Below are 18,714 nucleotides of genomic sequence, written 5' to 3'. Positions count from 1 at the left end.
GCTTTGCTGGGTCGATGCGAAATAGGTGACGCAGGGGAAGTCTCGTTTCGGCCCTATTTCCCTGCGTATTCACGAATTTGTGAGCGTTTCCGGTTATCGCGAGTTACCGCAGGTTTTCCGTGGATTGTTTACACGTAATCCGTCTATCGCGCACCGTCATCAAAGCTTCACTTGATCCGACTCTCTTATTTCGTAAAACCTCGAAATATGGATGAGATGACACCCCAACGGCTCACCGTGCTGGGCCACGCGCAACGCCTAGCGATCTTCCGGCTGCTGATGCGCCGGTATCCCGACCGGCTGCCCGCAGGCGAAATCGGCGCGGCGCTGGGGCTGAAACCCTCCACGCTCTCGTCCTATCTCGCAGCCCTCGCCGAAGTCGGGCTGATCGGTCAGACGCGGGCCGGCACTTCGCTGCGCTACGGGATCGAGATGGAGACCGTGCGCAACCTCTTCGACGCGCTTCTGATCGACTGCTGTCAGGGACGCCCCGATATCTGCTCTCCCCTCACGCAACCCGATCCCAGCGGAGACAGCCGCATGACGCAATCTGCAACGGGCCGAAAATTCAACGTGCTTTTCATCTGCACCGGCAATTCGGCGCGCTCCATCCTTGCCGAGACGATCCTGCGAGACCGGGCGGGCGACCGGTTCAAAGCCTATTCGGCGGGCACGAAACCCTATTCAGAGCTGAACCCTTTCGCGGTGCAGGTGCTGCGCGACAAGGGCCATGACGTGGAGCCGCTGCGCGCGAAGAACATCTCCGAGTTTCACGGAGAGGACGCGCCGGTACTCGATTTCGTCTTCACTGTCTGCGATCTCGCCGCCAACGAGGAATGCCCGCCCTGGCCCGGCCAGCCGATCAGCGGCCATTGGGGGATGCCCGACCCGGTAAAGGCGACCGGCACCGAGGCCGAACGCGCGCTGGCGTTCCAGCAGGCCTATGGCGCGCTTCACCGCCGGATCGAGGCCTTCGCCGCCCTGCCGCTTACCACGCTCGACCGCATCGCGCTGCAATCCGCCGTCGATGACATTGGCCGTAACTGAAGGACTCACCATGACCACCTACGCCCTCAATGGCCTCGGCCGCATCGGAAAACTCGCCTTGAAGCCGCTTCTGGAGTGCGGTGCGAAGATCGCATGGATCAACGACGCGGTGGGCGATGCGGCGATGCAAGCGCATCTGCTGGAATTCGACTCCGTTCATGGCCGCTGGGACGCGGAGTTTTCGAGCGACGCGAACAGCGTCACCATCGACGGCACCCGCCTGCCCTTCATCGGCACGCGCAACATCGAGGACCTGCCGCTGGACGGGGTCGACGTGGTGATCGACTACACCGGCGTCTTCAAATCCGAAGCCGCGCTCGCCCCCTATTTCGCAGCCGGCGTGAAGAAGGTCGTTGTCTCGGCCCCGGTGAAGGACGGCCCGACCGCGAATATCGTCTATGGCGTGAACAATGACGCCTACGATCCGGCTGCGCATAGCATCGTGACGGCGGCCAGCTGCACCACCAATTGCCTCGCCCCGGTGGTGAAGGTGATCCACGAGAACCTGGGGATCAAGCACGGGTCGATCACCACGATCCATGACGTGACCAACACCCAGACCATCGTTGATCGCCCCGCGAAGGACCTGCGTCGCGCGCGTTCGGCGCTCAATTCGCTGATCCCGACCACGACCGGCTCGGCCACCGCGATCACGCTGATCTACCCCGAGCTGAAGGGCCGCCTGAACGGCCATGCGGTGCGCGTCCCGCTTCTGAACGCCTCGCTCACCGATTGCGTCTTCGAGGTCGAGCGCGAAACGACCGCCAAAGAAGTCAACGCGCTGTTCAAAGCCGCCGCTGAGGGCGATCTGCACGGCATCCTCGGCTACGAGACGCGCCCGCTGGTGTCGTCTGATTACACCAACGACATCCGCTCCTCGATCATCGACGCGCCCTCGACGATGGTCGTGAACGGCACGCAGGTGAAGGTTTATGCGTGGTATGACAACGAGATGGGCTATGCCTACCGGCTCGCCGATGTCGCACTGATGGTGGGAGCCTCGCTGTGACCGACCACCCCGCCAGCCGCCCCGAAGGCTTCTCCGCCTATATCGCGGTGACGGCGGCCTATTGGGCCTTCATGCTCACCGATGGCGCGCTCCGGATGCTGGTGCTGCTGCATTTCCACACGCTCGGCTTCTCGCCGGTGCAACTGGCTTACCTGTTCATCCTGTATGAAGTCGCGGGGATGGTCACGAACCTCTCGGCGGGCTGGATCGCGGCGCGGTTCGGGCTGGTCTCGACGCTCTATGCGGGGCTGTCGCTGCAGGTCGTGGCGCTGATCGCACTGGCGCAGCTGAACCCGGGTTGGGCGATTGGCGCGTCCGTCACGTATGTGATGATCGTGCAGGGTCTCAGCGGGGTCGCGAAGGACCTTGCCAAGATGTCCTCGAAATCGGCGGTGAAGCTGCTGGCGCCCACCGACAATGGCGGGCTCTTCAAATGGGTCGCGGTGCTGACCGGGTCGAAGAACGCAGTGAAGGGCGTGGGCTTCCTGCTGGGCGCGGCGCTGCTGGCGGCGCTCGGCTTCGATTACGCGGTGGTCGCGATGGCGGTGGTGCTGGCGCTGATCCTCGCCGCAATCGTCGTGGCGATGCCGCCGGGCCTGCCGCGCGGGCGCAAGGGCGCGAAATTCTCCGAGGTTTTCTCGAAATCGGCCAATGTGAACTGGCTCTCCGCGGCGCGGGTTTTCCTGTTCGGCGCGCGCGACGTCTGGTTCGTCGTCGGCATCCCGATCTATTTCTATGCGGTTTTGTCGGACGGGACAGACGCGGGCGACCGCGCGGCCTTCTTCCTCGTGGGCACCTTCATGGCGCTCTGGATCATCCTCTACGGCGCGGTGCAGGCCGCCGCCCCGCGCATCCTGAAGGCCAAATCCCGCCCCGAAAGCGCACTGATCGGGGCCGCGCGGCACTGGGCGCTGGCGCTGCTTGCCGTGCCTGCGCTCCTCAGCACCGCCGTGCTGATCGACCCGACGCCATCGCTGTGGCTCAGTACCGTGCTGGTCGTGGGTCTGCTGGTCTTCGGTGCGATCTTCGCGGTGAATTCCTCGCTCCACTCCTATCTCATCCTCGCCTTCACGCAGGCCGAGCGGGTGACGATGGATGTGGGCTTCTACTACATGGCCAATGCGGGCGGGCGGCTGATCGGCACGCTGCTGTCGGGGCTGAGCTACCAGATGGGTGGGCTCCCCGCCGTGATGATCACCGCGACCGTGATGGTGGCCTTCAGCGCGCTGGCGGCGGGGCGGCTCTCAGCGCAAAGCCCCGCATAAGCCCGAGAGCAAAGATGGACATTCCCGGCTCTCCGCGCTTAGCTCACGCGCGGAGGAAAGCGGCCCCCGCGCCGCTTGCAAAATGGGAGGAGAGCCGGTGCTGTCACGCGGCAAGGATTACGCGGCCACGCGGGCTGCGTTTCGATGGGACATACCCGAACGCTACAATATCGGCGTCGACACGTGCGACAAATGGGCCGCGCGCGAGCCTGACCGCGTCGCGCTGATCGAGGTCGAAGAGGATGGCTACGGCGCAGTGCGCGAGACCACCTTTGGCGCGTTGCGCGAGGCCTCGAACCGCTTCGCCAACGTGTTGGCCGGGCGGGGCGTAGGCGGCGATGGGCGCGAGACCGGCGACCGGGTGGCGATCCTGCTGCCGCAACGCCGCGAGACCGCCATCGCCCATATCGCGGCCTTCAAGGCGGGCTGCGTCTCGCTGCCGCTGTTTACCTTGTTCGGCCCCGAGGCGCTGCTGCACCGGCTGCGCGACAGCGGCGCGCGGGTGCTGGTGACCGACCCGGCGAGTTACGAGGTGATCGCCGCAATCCGCTCCGACTTGCCCGATCTGGAGACGGTTTTCGTCACCGATGGCGGCGGGACGCAACCGGAAGGCGCCGCGGATTTCGACGCCGCTCTCGCCGAGGCTTCGCCCAAGTTCACCCCCGTCGATACCAGCGCCGAGACCCCCGGCGTGCTGATCTACACCTCGGGCACGACGGGCAATCCGAAAGGCGCGCTCCATGCCCATCGGGTGCTGCTGGGCCACCTGCCCGGCGTCGAGATGAGCCATGATTTCCTGCCGCAGGCGGGCGACCGCATCTGGACGCCCGCCGATTGGGCGTGGATCGGCGGGCTCTTGGACGTGCTGCTCCCGGCGCTGCATCACGGTGTGCCGGTCGTGGCTTGCCGCTTCCGCAAGTTCTCGGCGCAGGCGGCGGCCGATCTGATCCGGCGTCTGGGCGTGCGCAACGCTTTCCTGCCGCCCACCGCGCTGAAGATGATGAAAGCCGACCCGGAGAGCCTGTCTTGGAGCCTCAATATGCGCTCAGTCGCCTCGGGGGGCGAGCCGCTGGGCGCGCAGCTCCTCGACTGGGGGCGCAAGGCGCTTGGCGTCACGATCAACGAATTCTACGGCCAGACGGAGTGCAACATGGTGGTCTCGTCCGCCGCGAGCCTTGATGCGCCAGAACCGGGTGCTATGGGCTGGCCGGTGCCGGGCCACGAGGTCGCGATCGTCGACAGCCAGACGGGTCAGATCCTGCCCGATGGCGAGGAAGGCGCGATCGCGGTGCGCGCGCCCGACCCGGTGATGTTTCTCGGCTATTTCAATCAGCCCGAGGCGACAGAGGCGAAATTCGTGACCGGCCTCGACGGGCGCTGGCTGCTGACCGGCGACCGGGGCGTCAGCGGCGCAGACGGCAGGCTGCGCTTCATCGGGCGCGACGACGACATCATCTCGACCGGCGGCTACCGTGTCGGCCCCGCCGAAATCGAGGATTGCCTGATCTCGCATCCGGCGGTGCAGATGGCGGGCGTCGTGGGGCAGCCCGATCCGCTGCGCGGCGAGATCGTCGCGGCCTTCGTCACGCTCTGCCCCGGCCATGCCGATACCGAGGCGCTGCGCGACGACCTTGCCGCCCATGTCCGCGCACGGCTCGCGAAATACGAATATCCCCGCGCGATCTACGTGATCGACGACATGCCCGTGACCACCACCGGCAAGATCATCCGCAACGCGCTACGCGCCCGCTTACCCAAGGAGCCCGCCCAATGAGCCCCGTCCTATTCGAGACCCGCGGCAAGATCGCGATCATCACCCTCAACCGCCCCGAGCGGCGCAACGCGATCAATGCCGAAGCTGGCCACGCCTTGGCCGAGGCGGTAGCCCGTCTGGAAGCGGATGACGCACTGCAGATCGGCATCCTGCGCGGCGAAGGCGCGGTGTTCTGCGCGGGCATGGACCTCGCCGCTTTCACTGAAGGTAAGGTCGAGGAGTTACTATTTGCTGAAGGCGGTTTCGGCGGCCTGACCCAATCCCACCGCAGCAAGCCGATCATCGCCGCCTGCCACGGCGCGGCGCTCGCAGGCGGGTTCGAACTCGCCTTGGGCTGCGACATGATCGTGGCGGAAGACGGCTGCCGCTTCGGCCTGCCAGAAGTGCTGCGCGGTCTGGTTGCGGGCGCGGGCGGCGCGTTGCGGCTGGCAGGCCTCATCCCCCCGGCCCGGGCGCGCGAATTGCTGCTGACGGGGCGGCTTTTCGACACGGCGGAGGCGTGGGAGCTGGGCCTTATCGCCCGCCGCACCGAGGCCGGGCAGGCATTTGACGCGGCGCTGGCGCTGGCCGAGGAGGTCGCGAAGAACGCGCCCTTGGCCCTGCGCGAAACCCTGCGGCTGTCGCGCGAGATCGAGCGCCGCGCGGTCGACCCTCTCTGGGAGGAGAACGCGCGGACCTTGAAGGCCGTGATGGAGAGCGAGGACGCCGCCGAAGGCGCGCGAGCCTTCCTCGAGAAACGCGCGCCGGAGTGGTCCGGGAGATAAGGGCCGCACCCGAGCCTTGGGGTGAGCCGCGTCTCGGAAGGCTTCCAGTGGAAGGCTTCAGCGGCGAACGCGCCGCGCGTCGCGGCGCAGGGGGCGCCTGTGTTTCGCGGAAAGAATTGCGCCCGAGCCTCGGGCGGGCGCTTCGTTCCCGTCGACGCTCGGCACTTTATCTCGCAAGCCCGGACGACGGTAATGCCCGCGATGACATCGCCAATGCGCCCTCCCGGGGGGAGGATCGCGCGCGGCCCGGGCCGGTCGCCCGCGCGCAGGTTTCGGCTCCAAGCGTTTCGCAAAACGAAAAGGCCCGAGGCGCATCGCCCCGGGCCCATTTCTTAACTCCAAGCCGCCCCTGAGGCGCCCGGCACTTATGTCTCCGCCGCAGCCAAGAACGCCTTTCGACGTTCGACCCGCTCGCGGATCTTTTCGACATCGGCGATCGGCGTCGCGGCCAGCAGCGTCTTGGTATATTCGTGCTGCGGATTGGCGAAGATCTGATCGCGCGAGGCGTATTCCACCACCTCGCCCGCATTCATCACCATCACCTCATCCGCGAAATAGCGCACGACAGAGAGATCGTGGCTCACGAAAATATAGGACAGGTCGAACTCGTCCTGCAGATCCTTGAGCAGGTTGAGCACCTGCGCCTGCACCGACAGATCGAGCGCCGAGACCGGTTCGTCCAGCACGAGGATCTGCGGGTTCAGCATCAGCGCACGCGCAATCGCGATCCGCTGGCGCTGGCCGCCCGAGAACATATGCGGGTAGCGGTTGTAGTGCTGCCGCTCGAGGCCGACCTTCTCCAGCATCTCCTCGGCGCGTTTGCGGCGCTCTTTGGCGGGGATGTCGGTATTGATGATCAGCGGCTCGGTCAGAACCTCGCCCACCTTCTGGCGCGGGTTGAGCGACGAATAGGGGTTCTGGAAGACGATCTGAACCTTCGCGCGCAGTTCGGACGTCACCTTGGTTTCCTTGATGTCGATCTTCTCGCCCTGAATATACAGATCGCCCGAATTGGCCGGGTCGATCAGCGTCAGGATACGCGCCAGCGTGGACTTCCCGCAGCCGGATTCGCCGACGATGGCCAGCGTCTTGCCCTGCTCGAGCGAGAAGGAGATGCCGTGCAGCGCCCGGATCGTCTTCGCCCCGCGCAGGAACCCGCCCGAGACGATGTAGTCGCGCGTGATGTCGCGCCCTTCGAGGATCACACTCATTGCACGCCCTCCCAGCCATCGGCGACGGTCAGCAGACGGTCCCCGGTCGCGTTCTCCGGCAGCGCCGCCAGAAGCGCGCGCGTATAGGGATGCTGCGGGTTCTCGAAGAGTGAGAGCACGTCGGCCTCCTCCAGTTTGCGGCCCTTGAACTGGACCGAGACGCGGTCGGCGGTCTCGGCCACGACGCCCATGTCATGGGTGATCATGATCAGCCCCATGCCGTATTCTTCCTGCAGGCTCATCAGCAGATCGAGGATCTGCTTCTGGATCGTCACGTCGAGCGCGGTCGTCGGCTCGTCGGCGATCAGCAGGCGCGGCTTGCAGGCGATGGCCATCGCGATCATCACGCGCTGGCACTGCCCGCCCGAGAGCTGGTGCGGATAGCTGTTCAGCCGCCGCTCGGGGTCGGGGATGCCGACCTGTTCGAACAGCTCCAGCGCGCGTTTGCGGGCATCCTTGCCCTTCAGGCCAAGATGACGCGTCAGCACTTCCTCGACCTGGAAACCACAGGTGAAGGAGGGGTTGAGCGAGGAGATCGGCTCCTGGAAGATCATCGAGATTTCCTTCCCGATGATCTGGCGACGTTCGCGGCCAGACATTTTCAGCATGTCGCGCCCGTCATAGGTGATCTCGTCGGCGGTGATCGTCGCGGTGGGCGGCAGAAGCCCCATCACGGCGAGCATAGAGACCGATTTGCCCGAGCCGGATTCGCCCACGATGGCGAGCACTTCGCGGCCGGAGACCTCGACATCGATCCCGTCCACGGCGCGGAAAGCGCCCTGAGCGGTGTCGAATTCGACGGTGAGATTGCGGATTTTCAGCAAGGACATTGGCTCAGCTCCGCTTCAGTTTCGGATCGAGCGCGTCACGAAGGCCGTCGCCCATCAGGTTGATCGCCAGCACCGTCACGAGGATCGCGATACCCGGGAAGGTCACGACCCACCATGCGCGCAGGATGAACTCGCGCGCTTCCGACAGCATCGTGCCCCATTCCGGCGTCGGCGGCTGCGCCCCCATGCCGAGGAAGCCGAGCGCCGCCACGTCGAGGATCGCGTTCGAGAAGCTCAGCGTGCCCTGCACGATCAGCGGCGCGAGACAATTCGGCAGCACCGTGCGGAACATCAGGCGCATATGGCCTGCGCCCGCGACCTGTGCGGCCATGACATAATCACGGTTCTTCTCGGACAGCACCGCGGCCCGCGTCAGGCGTGCGAAATGCGGCTGGTAGACGATGGCGATGGCGATCATCGCATTGATCAGGCCCGGGCCGAGCACCGCCACGAAGACGAGCGCGAGCAGCAGCGACGGGAAGGCGAGGATGATATCCATCACCCGCATGATCACGGTATCGACCCAGCCGCCGAACCAGCCGGCGAGCAGGCCGAGGAGCACGCCCACGGAGAGCGCGAGCAGCACGACCATCACGCCGATGAACAGCGAGAAGCGTGCGCCGAACAGCAGGCGCGAAAGGATGTCGCGCCCGACCGCGTCGGTGCCCATCAGGAACGTCCCGTTCGCGTCATGGGTCAGCGGACCCGCCAGAAGCGCGTCACGGAACTGCGTATCGGGATCGAAGGGCGCGACCAGCGGCGCCGCGATCGCGGCCAGCGCGATCAGCACGAACACCACCAGACCCAGAACGGCCCCACGGTTTTCCTTGAAATAGAACCAGAACTCGGCGAATTGCGCGCGGCGCGTGCCGGCCGGGATATCGGTTTCGATCACTTCGGACATGTCACTCACCTATGCCGGATACGCGGATTGATCAGACCGTAGAGCAGATCCACGATCAGGTTCACGAACATCACGATCAGCGCGATCATCAACAGCCCGCCCTGCACGGAGGGGTAGTCGCGCCGCGAAATCGAGTCGACCATCCATTTGCCGATGCCCGGCCAGGAGAAGATCGTCTCGGTCAGGATCGCGCCCGCCATCAGCATGCCGACCTGAAGGCCGATCGTGGTGATGACCGGGATCATCGCATTGCGCAGCGCGTGGACGCCCACGACGCGGCGCGGCGGCATCCCCTTGGCGCGTGCGGTGCGCACGTAATCCTCGCCCAGCACTTCAAGCATGGCCGAGCGGGTCTGGCGCGCGATCACCGCGAGCGGGATCGTCGCCAGCACGATCGCGGGCAGGATCAGGTGGCTCAGCGCCGAGGTGAGCGCGCCGGACTGACCCGACATCAGCGCATCCCAGATCATGAAGCCGGTGCCGTTGGGGAAGTAATACATCAGCGAGATGCGCCCCGAGACCGGCGTCCATTGCAGAATGCCGGAGAAGAGGATGATGAGCAGCAGGCCCCACCAGAAGATCGGCATCGAATAGCCCACCAGCGCCGTGCCCATCGTCGCCTGATCGAACCACGAGCCGCGCTTGATCGCGGCCATCACGCCGATCGGAACGCCGATCACCACGGCGAGGAACATCGCGCAGACGCCCAGCTCCAGCGTGGCCGGGAAGAGTGCGAAAAACTCACCGAGCACGGGTTTGTGGGTCACGAGGCTGTCGCCGAGATTGCCATGGGCGAGTTGCCAGATGAACTCGAGATATTGCTGCCAGAGCGGGCGATCGAAGCCCAGCTGATGCGCCAGCTCGGCATGGCGTTCGGGGCTCAGCCCGCGCTCGCCTGCCATCAGCAGCACGGGATCCCCGGGCAGCACCCGAACGAAGCCGAAAGCCACGATCGTGATGCCGATCAGCGTAGGGATCAGCCAGAGGATCTTGCCGATTATGAAACGTAACATGTCACCGGTCCTGTTTGCGGTTCTCTGCGGAACCTTCGTGGAGCCCCTGCCCGCCGCACCCTGTCGCGCCCGCGGTCATCGGTCTCCGATGTTTGGCCCCTGAAAGTATTGCGAGGCGCCCGGTCTCCCGGACGCCTCAATCAGACGGGTATTCTCAGGATCACTCCGAGATGTCCACCCCATAGAAGTCGTGACCGCCCAGCGGGCTCATCACGTAGCCGGTGACCTTCTTGGACATCGGCATGAACACGGTCGAGTGGGCGATGGTGTCCCACGGCGCCTGTTCCTTGAAGACTTCCTGAGCCTCTTTGTAGAGCTTGGTGCGCTCGGCCTGATCGTTGCTCTGACGTGCCTTGGTGATCAGATCGTCGAATTTCTGATTGCACCAGAAGGCACGGTTCGCACCGCTTTCGGCCGCCGAGCAGCCCAGCAGAACCGCGAGGAAGTTGTCCGGGTCGCCGTTGTCGCCGGTCCAGCCGAGAATCACCGCGCCGTCACGGCTCGGGTCTTTCGACTTCTTCAGGTACTCGCCCCACTCGTAGGAGACGATGTTCGCCTTCACGCCGACCTTGGCGAGATCCGACTGCATCAGCTCCGCGGTGCGGCGCGCGTTCGGCATGTAGGGCCGCTGCACGGGCATCGCCCAGATGTTCATCTCGAGGTCCTTCACGCCGGCATCCTCGAGCATTTTCTTAGCCTGCTCAGGATCGTAGGCGTCGTCCTTGATGTCCTTGTTATAGGACCACATGGTCGGCGGGATCGGGTTCTTGGCAACCTGGCCCGCGCCCTGGAAGACCGCGTCGATGATCGCGTCCTTGTTGATCGCCATGTTCAGCGCCTTGCGGACTTCGACCTTGTCGAACGGAGCCTGCGTGGTGTTGTAGGCGAGGTAGGCCACGTTCAGACCGGGCTGCTCGTCGACCTTGATGTTCGAGTCGTCCTTGAGCGCCTGAATGTCGGCCGGCGCCGGGTACGGCATGATCTGGCACTCGCCCGCCTGCAGCTTCTGCATGCGCACCGCCGGATCGGGGGTGATCGCGAAGATCAGGTCGTCGACCGGGGTCTTGCCCTTGAAGTAGTCCGGATTCGCCTTGTAGCGGATCACGGCGTCCTTCTGGTAAGCCACGAAGGAGAACGGGCCGGTGCCGACGGGCACGTTGTTGATGTCGGCCTTGCGGTCTTCGCCGGCGAGCTTGTCGGCATATTCCTTCGACAGGATCGACGCGAAGTCCATCGCGAGGTCGGCGAGGAACGGCGCGTTCGGCTCGGACAGGGTGAACTTCACCGTGTAATCGTCGACTTTCTCGATCGATTTGATGATCGTCGGCATGTCCATGCCGGCATAGTATTCATAGGAAACGCCCGGCGCGTAAGCGTAATAGGGGTTGTCCTTGTTGCCCTGACGGTCGAACGAGAAAATCACGTCATCGGCGTTGAAATCGCGGCTCGGGGTGAAGCCCTCGACCGAGTGGAATTTCACGCCCTTGCGCAGGTTGAACGTGTAGGTGAGGCCGTCATCCGAGACGTCCCAGCTTTCCGCGAGGCCCGGTTCGATCTCGGTCGTGCCCGGCTTGAATTCGACGAGCTGGTCGTAGACCGGGTGCGAAGAGGCGTCGAAGGTCGTGCCCGCGGTGTAGGGCGCGGGGTCGAAGCCTTCCGGCGACGCTTCCGAGCAGTAAACGAGCGTCTTGGCGCCGGCCCCGCCTGCGGTCATCATCACCGCGGCAGCCCCCGCCAAAAGCATCGAGCGAATGGTCATGGTCTGTCCTTCCTGTTGGTTGGTCTTCTCGTGTGTGCCGCCGCCCCCTCACGGTCGCGCGGACGCGACATCGTGGGACGGTTCAAACACAAACTGGTGAGGAGTAAATCGTGCTTTGATCACGTGGTCAATGAATGCCGTGACGTCGCGGGTCACGAGCGGGTGAAGCTTTCGTGCGTCCGAGGCACGGGGTCACGCCGCAGCGCGCCGTTCACCGCCTCAATCGAGCGGGATCACGTCCACCGCCTGCGCGCTTTGCTGACCGCCCGCCCCGCGCATCGCGCCGCGCAAAGGCGGCACGTCGTCATAGTCGCGGCCATAGCCGACGGTGATGTAATCCTCGCCCGCATATTGATCGTTCGTGGGGTCGAATTCGATCCAACCGGTCTCCGCCCCCGCCCATGCGCGCACCCAGGCATGCATCGCATCCGCGCCTTCCAGACGCGGTTGGCCGGGCGGCGGATAGGTTCGCAGGAAGCCCGAGACGTAGCCCGCAGGGATGCCCACCCCGCGCAGGCAGGAGATCATGATATGGCTGAAATCCTGGCAGACGCCGTGGCGGTTCGCGAATGCCTCCGCCGCGGGCGTGTTCACATCGGTCGCGCCCGCATCGAAGCGCATCTCCCGGTGCAGCGCACGCCCCAATGCCTCGATCGCGCCGCGCGCGGTCTGGCCCGGCTGCAACTGCGCCCGGGCGAACTCGGTCATCGCCTTCGTCGGCGAGGCGCGGCGCGAGGGCGCGAGGAAGTGATGCGGCGCTTCGGGCGCGAGGCTGCGAAATTGCGCGATCTCCTGCGCCAGTTCCTCGCGCGGCGACGACAGGTCCAGCCCCGGCTCCGCCAGCCCGCGCTCAATCCTGGCGTTCAGCGTCACTCCGATCTCGGCGACCGGCGCGTGCCAGACCGCCGAGGTCATGCCATTGCCGAAGAAATCGCGCGACTCGTGACGCTCGTCGGGCGGAGGATCGAAGCTGAGCACCCGCGATGTGACGGTTTGCAGCCCCGCGATGTCCGAGGGCAGCACCCGCAGCAGGGTCCGCGCATGATCCGATGGCGCGTTATACCTGTAGGTCAACTTCAGCTTCACCTCGTAACGCATCGGATTACCTCAGATATTTCTGCGACACGAGATCGGAGAGCCGGAACAGGTCCGACCGGATCTGCTGTAACATCTGCAGCGTGACCTCCTCGGGCTCGATCACCGAGAGCTGGGTGCGCAGCGGCATGAGCGCGCGCAGCAGATCGCCCGGACGCCCGGCGACCTCCGCACCGGGGAGTTCATCAAGAAGCGCTTTCAAACCGTTGATATGGAAAAGAATTGCGCGCGGATTGGCGGCGTCGAGCACCAGCAGGTCCAGCACCGTCTCCAAGTTGGTGCGCACCCGGTAGCGGCGCTGGTGGGTGATGACGCTGTCGGCGACCTCCACCGCCAGATCGAGCGCTCCTTCCGGTGCGTCCTCGGCGGTGAAACGGATCAGCAGCGCGGCCAGCCCGTCGGCGCGCTCCAGCGCCCGCCCGATCGACAGGAAGCGCCAGCCCTCGAAACGATACATGTTCTCGTGCACGAGCCCGGAGAACCCCGTGATCTTGCGCAAAAGCACCCCCATCGCGCGGGCCGCATCGTCGCCGGGGCGCGCGGTATTCACCATCTCCCGGGCGGTCTTCGACAGATCCTTCAGCGCGAGCCAGCCATCGGTCGAGAACCGGTCGCGTACTTTCGACGCGCAGGCCTGCGCCGCATCGAGTCGCTGCAACAGTGCGTCAGGCACGGGCTGGGAAATGTCGAAGCCATGCGCTCCGAGAAATTGCGCAAGCCGTGCCAGCCGCGGGTCTTCCGGGCTGCCTGTCGCGGCGAGGCGCAGGTGATAGGCGCGGATCACCCGGATCGAGTCTTCGCAGCGCTCGATATAGCGGCCGAGCCAGTACAGGTTGTCGGCGGCGCGCGCAGGCAGCGTGCCGGGGATCTTGCGCCGGAAGGTGCCAGTCTGGCGCGGCGCGATGCTCGCCGAGGGCACCGGCTTGTCCGAGACGATCCAGACATCGGCCACCGCGCCGCCTTGCTGCATCGAGAGTGCGGTCGCATCGCCTTCTGGCCCGATCCGGGCATAGCCGCCCTTCATGAACTGCCAGCCCTGCGGCGTGCGCGCCGCAAATACGCGGACCGTCATCGGACAGGGCCGGATCGCGCCGCCGCCCTGCCCGTCGTCATGCCATGCGGGCGTCGTCGACAGCGTCACCGCCTCCTGCCCCACGAGCTGGCCGCCCTCGGCCTCCAGCCAGTCCGCGATCGGCGCCTCCGCCCCCGAACGGAACTGCCCGCCCAGCGCGGTCGCGGCATCCAGATCGAACGGGAGATCCACCGCCATCGCGGGGCCGATCATCATGTTGGCCGCATTGGCGCGGACATGGGCGCGCTCTGACGCGCCGCCGCACCACCATGTCGCGATATTGGGCATGGCGAGCGGCTGACCGGTCAGCACCCGCGAGATCTTCGGCAGGAAAGCCATCAGCGCGCGGGTTTCCAGCACCCCTGCGCCCAGCGCATTGACCATCGCCAGATTGCCTTCGCGCACCGCCTCCATCAGGCCGGGCGTGCCGATCTGCGTGGCGGGATCGAACTCCAGCGGATCGACGAAGCTCGCATCCATCCGCCGCCAGAGGGCACCCAGCGGCTGTGGCCCCTCGATCGTGCGGACCATCGCCTCGCCGTTCTGGACCAAGAGATCCTCGCCTTCGAGAAGCGAAAGACCGAGGTAGCGCGCGATATAGGTGTGCTCATAGTAGCTGTCATTGGCCGGGCCCGGCGTCAGGATCGCGGCGCGGCGCATATCTCCCTCGCCCCGCCCCGCCAGCGTCTCCAGCGCGGCGCGGAAATCGCCGAAGAAGGTGGCGAGCTTGTGGATATGATCGCGCGGGAAGCTCTCGGGGAAGATGCGCCCCGTGGCCATCCGGTTCTCCAGCGCGAAACCTGCCCCCGAGGGCGCCTGCGTCCGATCCCCCAGCACGAACCACGACCCGTCCGGCGAGCGCCCGATCTCGAAGGCGAGGAAATGCAGGTAGTTCCCCCCCTTGGGCTGCACCCCCACCATCGGGCGCATCCAGTGCTTATTGCCCGCGATGAGTTCCGGCGGCAGGTGTCCGTTGGAGACCAGCGTGCCAGGCCCGTAGAGATCGGCCATCACCGCCTCGAGCAGATCGGCGCGCTGTGCCAGCCCCTCGCAGATACTCGACCATTCGCTTTCATGCAGCACGACGGGAATATGGCTAAGCGGCCATTCGCGTTCGGCCAGAACGTCGTTGGAATATTGCCGGTAATAGACGCCCGCGTCGCGCAGATATTGATTGCCGCGCTCGAACCGCTGGGGGATTTCCCCCGGTTCGAGCTGCAGGAACTTCTCCACGAAGGGCCGCCAGACCCGCCGCATCGCACCGGAGCGTTCGAACAGCTCGTCGGCCACGCCGGGCACAGGCGCATAGCCCGCCAGAAGTGGGTGCTGTTCGAGCGGGCTCGCAGCGTCGGGCGTATCGGGGCTTTGCATAGGGTCTCCGTTAGGCTCGGATCAACTCAGCCCGACAGGACGTCGCAGGTCAAGCGTCAGGGGAAACTCCGGATGCGGGGTCTCCGGTTCCGGACGATATGCGCCCGGCGTGTGACCGTGCCCCTCGAAGCGCGCCAATCGGCGGGCTTCCGCCTCGTTGCCGTTCACCGGGAAGGTATCGTAGTTGCGCCCCCCCGGATGGGCCACGTGGTAGACGCAGCCCCCGATCGCCCTGCCCGTCCAGTCGTCATAGATGTCGAAGGTCAGCGGCGCATTGACCGGCAGCATCGGATGCAGCGCCTCTGCAGGTTGCCATGCCTTGAACCGTACCCCGGCGACCGAGACCCCGCTCTCCTGCGTCCGCGCCAGCGGCACGGGGCGACGGTTGCACATCACCCTGTAGCGGTCCTGATGGAGCGAAGTCATTTTCACCTGCAGACGCTCCACCGAGCTGTCGGTATAGCGAACCGTACCGCCAATGGCGCCGGTCTCCCCCAACACATGCCACGGCTCCAGCGCCTGACGGATCTCGAGATGCACGCCTTCCGCCTCGATCTGACCGCAGAAGGGGAAACGGAACTCCGATTGCGCTTCGAACCATTGCGGATCGAGATCGAAACCGTGGCGGCGCAGATCGGCGAGAAGATCGGTGAAATCCTCCCACAGGTAATGCGGCAGCATGAAGCGGTCATGCAGCACCGTCCCCCAGCGCACCGGACGCCCCTCTACCGGTGCATTCCAGCACCGCGCGATGATGGCCCGCAACAGAAGCTGCTGGGCCAGCGACATGCGCGGGTCCGGCGGCATCTCGAAGCCGCGGAACTCGACGAGGCCAAGGCGCCCCGTGGGCCCGTCGGGCGAGAACATCTTGTCGATGCAGATCTCGGCGCGGTGCGTGTTCCCGGTGACGTCGGTCAGCATGTTGCGCAGCAGCCGGTCCACCAGCCAAGGCGGCGGGACGTTGCCTGCCTCGGGCGGATGGATCTGGCTCAGCGCGATTTCCAACTCGTAGAGCGTATCGTGCCGCGCCTCGTCAATCCGGGGCGCCTGCGAGGTTGGGCCGATGAAGAGGCCCGAGAACAGGTAGGACAGCGACGGGTGCCGCTGCCAGATCAGGATCAGCGACTTCAGCAGATCGGGGCGACGCAGGAAGGGGCTGTCGAGCAGCGTCTCCCCGCCGACAACCACATGGTTGCCGCCCCCCGTGCCGGTATGGCGCCCGTCGATCATGAACTTGTCGGCCCCCAGCCGGGACTGGCGGGCCTCCTCATAGATCGCCTCGGTGGTGGCGACGCAGTCCTCCCAGCTATGAGCGGGATGGATATTCACCTCGATCACCCCGGGATCGGGCGCGACCCGGATCACGTTGAGGCGCGGGTCATGCGGCGGGGCGTAGCCTTCGATATGGATCGGCAGCCCCATGGCCTTGGCGCTTTCCTCGGCGGCGGCGATCAGTTCGAGATAATCCTCCAGATCCTCGGTCGGCGGCATGAAGACGCACAGCCGCCCGTCGCGCGGCTCGACCGAGATCGCGGTGCGCACGACGCCGTCGATCGTATCCAGATCCTGCTCCACGATGGTCTGGCCCGGCTCGGCCGATTGCGCCTCGGAGACGGGCTGGCTGTGTTCCTCGGTGGGCTTGTCGACCAACCCCTTCGCGACGGCCTTCTCCATCTCGGCATGGAAATCGGGCAAATCGCCTTTGGGCAGCGAGGTATCGGTGACGTAGTGATAGGGATATTGCGCGGGCGGCACATAGGGCAGCGCGCCCAGCGGCAGACGGAACCCGGCAGGGCTGTCCCCGGGGATCAGGAACAGCTTGCCGCGCCGGGTCTTCCACTTCTCCGAGCGCCAGCGATGGCCGGGCTGCGCCTTGGCCTGCCAGCGCTGCACCGGCAGGATGTAGCCCGTGGGCGTCTCCAGCCCGCGATTGAAGACCCGGGCGAAACGGGCGCGATCCTCGGGGTTCTTCAGCTTGCTGTCTTCGGGCGTGACGTTCTCTGGCAGGTTGCCTTCCTTGAGCATCCATTCAGCCGGGTCTTCATAGGCGGGCTGCGCGTGATCGGGCTCGATCCCCAAATGCTCCGCGATGCCGCGCATCAGCGTGCCGGCCTCCTCCGGGCCCGCGCCGGTCTTGTCGCCCTCCTTGGCGATCAGATCTTCGTCGCGCCAGATCGGCTTGCCGTCGCGCCGCCAGTAGAGCGAGAAGGTCCAGCGCGGCAGGCTTTCACCGGGATACCATTTACCCTGCCCGTAATGCAGAAAGCCCCCCGGCGCGAAGCGGTCGCGCAGCCGCCGGATCAGCTCATCGGCCAGCGCGCGTTTTTGCGGGCCCACGGCGGCGGTGTTCCACTCGTCGCTCTCGAAATCGTCGATGGAGACGAAGGTCGGCTCTCCCCCCATCGTCAGGCGCACATCGCCCGCCTTCAGGCTTTCATCCACCTTGCGTCCCAGCGCATTGAGCCGCTTCCATGCCTCGTCGGAGAACGGCTTGGTGATGCGAGGATGTTCGGCCACCCGGTCCACCGTCATGTCGAAGGCGAAACTCACCTCCGGGCTGCCGACCGAGGAAAAGCCCCCCGAGATCGGGGCGGCGTTGCGGAAATGCGGAGTGGCGGCCAGCGGGATATGGCTCTCCCCGGTCAGAAGGCCCGATGTCGGGTCAAGCCCGATCCAGCCCGCGCCGGGGATGAACACTTCGCACCACGCGTGCAGGTCGGTGAAGTCGTGATCGGTGCCAGACGGCCCGTCGAGCGCCTCCAGATCGGGCTTCAGCTGGATCAGGTAGCCCGACACGAACCGCGCCGCGAACCCCAGATGCCGCAGCACCTGAACCAGTAGCCACGAGCTGTCCCGGCACGAGCCCGAGCATTTCTCCAAGGTCTCCTCTGGCGTCTGCACGCCGGGATCCATGCGGATCGTGTAATCGACGACCTTCGAGATATGCGCATTGAGCGCGACGAGGAAATTGACCGTCCCTTTGATCGTGTAGTCGATCTCGCCGATGAACTGCGCCAGACGCGGGCCCTCCGGCTCGGGCGTGCGGTAGATCGACAGATCGTCGCGCAGCTCCTCGGGATAGTCGAAGGGCCATTCCTCGGCATATTCCTCGGTGAAGAAGTCGAACGGGTTGTAGACGGTCATATCCGCCGTGAGGTCCACTTCGATCTTCAGCTCGGTCACCGGCTCGGGAAAGACGAAGCGCGCAAGCCAGTTGCCATAGGGGTCCTGCTGGTGATTCACGAAATGCCCGCCGGGCGAGACCTTGAGCGAATGCGAGATCACCCGGGTCCGCGAATGCGGCGCAGGCCGCAGGCGGATGATCTGCGGGCCGAGCGTCACCGGGCGGTCATATTGGTAATGGGTCAAGTGATAGATGCTGGCATGGATCGCCATAAGTCTCGCTCCCGCAATAGGATGTCGCGTTTCTTCACGATGACGGAGCGAGGCCATCGGTGAAAGGAACAATTTCGAAAAATACGCCCTGCCCCTGCTTATTGCGAAATCGAACGCCCAATAATGAGGCACGAAGCGCGCCGGCAAATTATTTCCGATTATTTCACTCAGGCATTGACGCCTTCGTGAACCGCCGTTACCTCT

13 protein-coding genes are annotated in these 18,714 nt (G+C 65.4%); 5 read left to right on the top strand and 8 right to left on the bottom strand.

The window, feature by feature from the left end:
* The first annotated feature begins 207 nt into the window (after window positions 1-207).
* The 5 genes from B6V72_RS01020 to B6V72_RS01000 all read left to right on the top strand — a co-directional run bounded on the left by B6V72_RS01020 (window position 208) and on the right by B6V72_RS01000 (window position 5,859).
* On the top strand, window positions 208-1,047 hold the full coding sequence (locus B6V72_RS01020; RefSeq protein WP_088734245.1) for a helix-turn-helix domain-containing protein: 840 nt from the start codon (window positions 208-210) through the stop codon (window positions 1,045-1,047).
* 10 nt (window positions 1,048-1,057) lie between these two features.
* The gene (locus B6V72_RS01015; RefSeq protein ID WP_088734243.1) at window positions 1,058-2,056 is read left to right on the top strand and encodes an ArsJ-associated glyceraldehyde-3-phosphate dehydrogenase; all 999 of its coding nucleotides are present in this window, start codon (window positions 1,058-1,060) and stop codon (window positions 2,054-2,056) included.
* Window positions 2,053-3,321 (top strand): organoarsenical effux MFS transporter ArsJ, encoded by a 1,269-nt coding sequence (gene arsJ / locus B6V72_RS01010; protein ID WP_088734241.1) that lies wholly within the window; start codon window positions 2,053-2,055, stop codon window positions 3,319-3,321. The genes B6V72_RS01015 and arsJ overlap by 4 nt, the downstream gene beginning before the upstream one ends.
* Window positions 3,322-3,418: 97 nt before the next feature.
* On the top strand, window positions 3,419-5,095 hold the full coding sequence (locus tag B6V72_RS01005; protein WP_240497666.1) for an AMP-binding protein: 1,677 nt from the start codon (window positions 3,419-3,421) through the stop codon (window positions 5,093-5,095).
* Complete coding sequence (locus B6V72_RS01000; RefSeq protein ID WP_088734237.1) at window positions 5,092-5,859, top strand: crotonase/enoyl-CoA hydratase family protein; 768 nt, start codon at window positions 5,092-5,094, stop codon at window positions 5,857-5,859. Before B6V72_RS01005 ends, B6V72_RS01000 begins: the two co-directional genes overlap by 4 nt.
* Window positions 5,860-6,224: 365 nt before the next feature.
* Here the strand turns inward: B6V72_RS01000 and B6V72_RS00995 are convergent, their stop codons facing one another.
* The 8 genes from B6V72_RS00995 to B6V72_RS00960 all read right to left on the bottom strand — a co-directional run bounded on the left by B6V72_RS00995 (window position 6,225) and on the right by B6V72_RS00960 (window position 18,510).
* Window positions 6,225-7,070, bottom strand: a complete 846-nt coding sequence (locus tag B6V72_RS00995) for a dipeptide ABC transporter ATP-binding protein (RefSeq protein ID WP_075774989.1) — start codon at window positions 7,068-7,070, stop codon at window positions 6,225-6,227.
* Window positions 7,067-7,900: an ABC transporter ATP-binding protein gene (locus tag B6V72_RS00990; protein WP_075774990.1), complete on the bottom strand. Its 834-nt coding sequence runs from the start codon at window positions 7,898-7,900 to the stop codon at window positions 7,067-7,069. Before B6V72_RS00990 ends, B6V72_RS00995 begins: the two co-directional genes overlap by 4 nt.
* Window positions 7,901-7,904: 4 nt before the next feature.
* The gene (locus tag B6V72_RS00985; RefSeq protein ID WP_075774991.1) at window positions 7,905-8,804 is read right to left on the bottom strand and encodes an ABC transporter permease subunit; all 900 of its coding nucleotides are present in this window, start codon (window positions 8,802-8,804) and stop codon (window positions 7,905-7,907) included.
* Window positions 8,805-8,809: 5 nt separating this feature from the next.
* Window positions 8,810-9,817 (bottom strand): ABC transporter permease subunit, encoded by a 1,008-nt coding sequence (locus B6V72_RS00980; protein WP_075774992.1) that lies wholly within the window; start codon window positions 9,815-9,817, stop codon window positions 8,810-8,812.
* A 160-nt stretch (window positions 9,818-9,977) separates the two neighbouring features.
* Window positions 9,978-11,576 carry an ABC transporter substrate-binding protein gene (locus B6V72_RS00975; protein ID WP_075774993.1) on the bottom strand — a complete coding sequence of 533 codons (1,599 nt, stop codon included), beginning with the start codon at window positions 11,574-11,576 and terminating at the stop codon, window positions 9,978-9,980.
* A gap of 219 nt (window positions 11,577-11,795) precedes the next feature.
* Entirely contained in the window at window positions 11,796-12,674 is an 879-nt protein-coding gene (locus tag B6V72_RS00970) for a transglutaminase family protein (protein WP_088734235.1), read from the bottom strand.
* A gap of 4 nt (window positions 12,675-12,678) precedes the next feature.
* Window positions 12,679-15,114: a circularly permuted type 2 ATP-grasp protein gene (locus B6V72_RS00965; RefSeq protein WP_088718490.1), complete on the bottom strand. Its 2,436-nt coding sequence runs from the start codon at window positions 15,112-15,114 to the stop codon at window positions 12,679-12,681.
* A gap of 21 nt (window positions 15,115-15,135) precedes the next feature.
* Window positions 15,136-18,510, bottom strand: coding sequence for a transglutaminase family protein (locus B6V72_RS00960; RefSeq protein ID WP_088734233.1), 3,375 nt, complete (start codon window positions 18,508-18,510; stop codon window positions 15,136-15,138).
* Window positions 18,511-18,714: the final 204 nt, after the last annotated feature.

This window comes from Thioclava sp. F34-6, assembly GCF_002213235.1.
Classification (GTDB): domain Bacteria; phylum Pseudomonadota; class Alphaproteobacteria; order Rhodobacterales; family Rhodobacteraceae; genus Thioclava; species Thioclava nitratireducens.
The sequence above is the reverse complement of the archived record's forward strand: the minus strand, read 5'-3'. Positions and strand labels throughout refer to the sequence as shown.